At 63.3% G+C, this 1928-nt stretch carries 1 protein-coding gene; it reads left to right on the top strand.

Annotated elements, in window-relative coordinates:
* On the top strand, positions 1-1928 hold a 1928-nt coding region (locus BM317_RS29590), incomplete at both ends, for a condensation domain-containing protein (RefSeq protein ID WP_092477212.1).

Below are 1928 nucleotides of genomic sequence, written 5' to 3'. Positions count from 1 at the left end.
GCCGACTGTGAACGGATCACGCCGGCCATGCTCACGTTGATGGCGCTTGAGCAGGAGACCATTGACCGGATCGTCGCGACGGTGCCGGGCGGTGCGCGCAACGTACAGGACATCTACCCGCTGGCGCCGTTGCAGGAAGGCATCCTTTATCACCATCTGGCCGCCGAACAGGGCGATCCCTATGTGCTGAAGATACTCTTCGATCTGAAGCGTCGTGACCGGCTGACAGCCTTCGTCGATGCACTTCAACATGTCATCGACCGCCACGACATCCTGCGTACCAGTGTGGTGTGGCAAGGATTCGACACACCGGTACAGGTGGTCTGGCGTCAAGCGCAGTTGACGGTGGAAGAGGTGGTGCTGGCAGACGCTGCGGGGGATATCGCGACACAGTTGCAGGACCGCTTCGATCCACGGCATTACCGTCTCGATATCACCCGGGCCCCCATGCTACGTCTGGCTTTCGCGCAAGATGTGGTCAATGGGCGTTGGGTCGCGGTATTGCTGTTCCATCACATGGCGCTGGATCACACCGCCATGGAGGTGGTGCAACACGAAATGCAGGCGCATCTGCTGGGTGAGGCCGTTCCACTGGCGGCGGTGCCATATCGTAACTATGTGGCGCAGGCCCGTCTGGGTGTGAGCGAGCAGGAGCATGAAGGGTTCTTCCGCGAGATGCTCGGTGATGTCGACGAGCCGACCTTGCCGTTCGGTGTGCGGGAAGTACAGGGCGACGGAGGGAATATCGAGCAAGCCCGCCGGCCGCTCGACGGGGCGTTGAGCCTGCGTCTCAGGGCTCAGGCCCGTCAGTTGGGCGTCAGTGCCGCCAGCCTGGTTCACCTGGCCTGGGCACAGTGGCTGGGTCGCGTGTCCGGCAAGGACGACGTGGTATTCGGCACCGTGCTGATGGGCCGGATGCAAGGCGGCGACGGTGCCGACCGGGCGCTGGGCATGTTCATCAACACCTTGCCGTTGCGCGTGGAGGTGGGCACCCAGGGTGTGCGTGAGGGGGTGAAAGCCACCCACGCCCGACTGACCGGCCTGTTGGGCCATGAACACGCGTCCCTGGCCCTGGCCCAGCGTTGCAGCGGCGTGGTCGCGCCGATGCCGCTGTTCAGTGCCTTGCTCAACTATCGCCACAGCGCTGGCCTGGCGAGTTCGAGCCAGGCGCTGGCCGGCTGGGAGGGCATCGAGACCCTGAGCAATGAAGAGCGCACCAACTATCCACTGACCTTGTCGGTGGACGATCTGGGCGAAGGTTTCCACCTGAGCGCGCTGGCGGTGCCGCAGATCGGCGCTCAGCGGGTGTGTGATTCCATGCATATTGCCCTGGATAACCTGGTGGAATCCCTGGAACAGGCGCCGTCGACGCCGTTGAACAGGCTGTCAATTCTCTCGCCTGCCGAGCATCGGCAGGTGGTGACGGGTTTCAACACGACCGGGCGTTTTTATCCGCAGGACCAGACGGTCAGCGGCCTGTTCGAAGTTCAAGCCGAGGTCCGTCCCCATGCCATCGCCGTGGTACAGGATGGGCAATGCCTGACATACAGCGAGCTCAACGCCAGGGCCAACGGTCTGGCCCGTCATCTGGTCGGCCTGGGCGTACAGCCGGGCGACAGCGTGGCACTGGGGCTGGCGCGTTCGATCGAGCTGCTGGTCAGCCAACTGGCAGTGCTCAAATGCGCTGCCGTCTACGTGCCGTTGGATGTCAGCGCGCCTTTGGAACGCCAGCAGTTCATGGTCGAAGACAGCGGCGCGAAGGTTTTGCTGACCCTGGCAGGCATGGACGTGCCTGAAGGCATGCTGCGTGTCGACCTGGATACCGTCGAGCTTGACGAGTCCGCCGATAACCTCGACCTGACCCAGAGCGCCGAAGCGGTTGCCTACATCATGTACACCTCCGGTTCTACCGGCACACCAAAGGGGGT

The sequence above is a fragment of the Pseudomonas sp. NFACC24-1 genome (genome assembly GCF_900115235.1).
Classification (GTDB): domain Bacteria; phylum Pseudomonadota; class Gammaproteobacteria; order Pseudomonadales; family Pseudomonadaceae; genus Aquipseudomonas; species Aquipseudomonas fluorescens_AA.
Note: the sequence above shows the minus strand (reverse complement) of the source record. Positions and strands in the feature narration are given on the sequence as shown.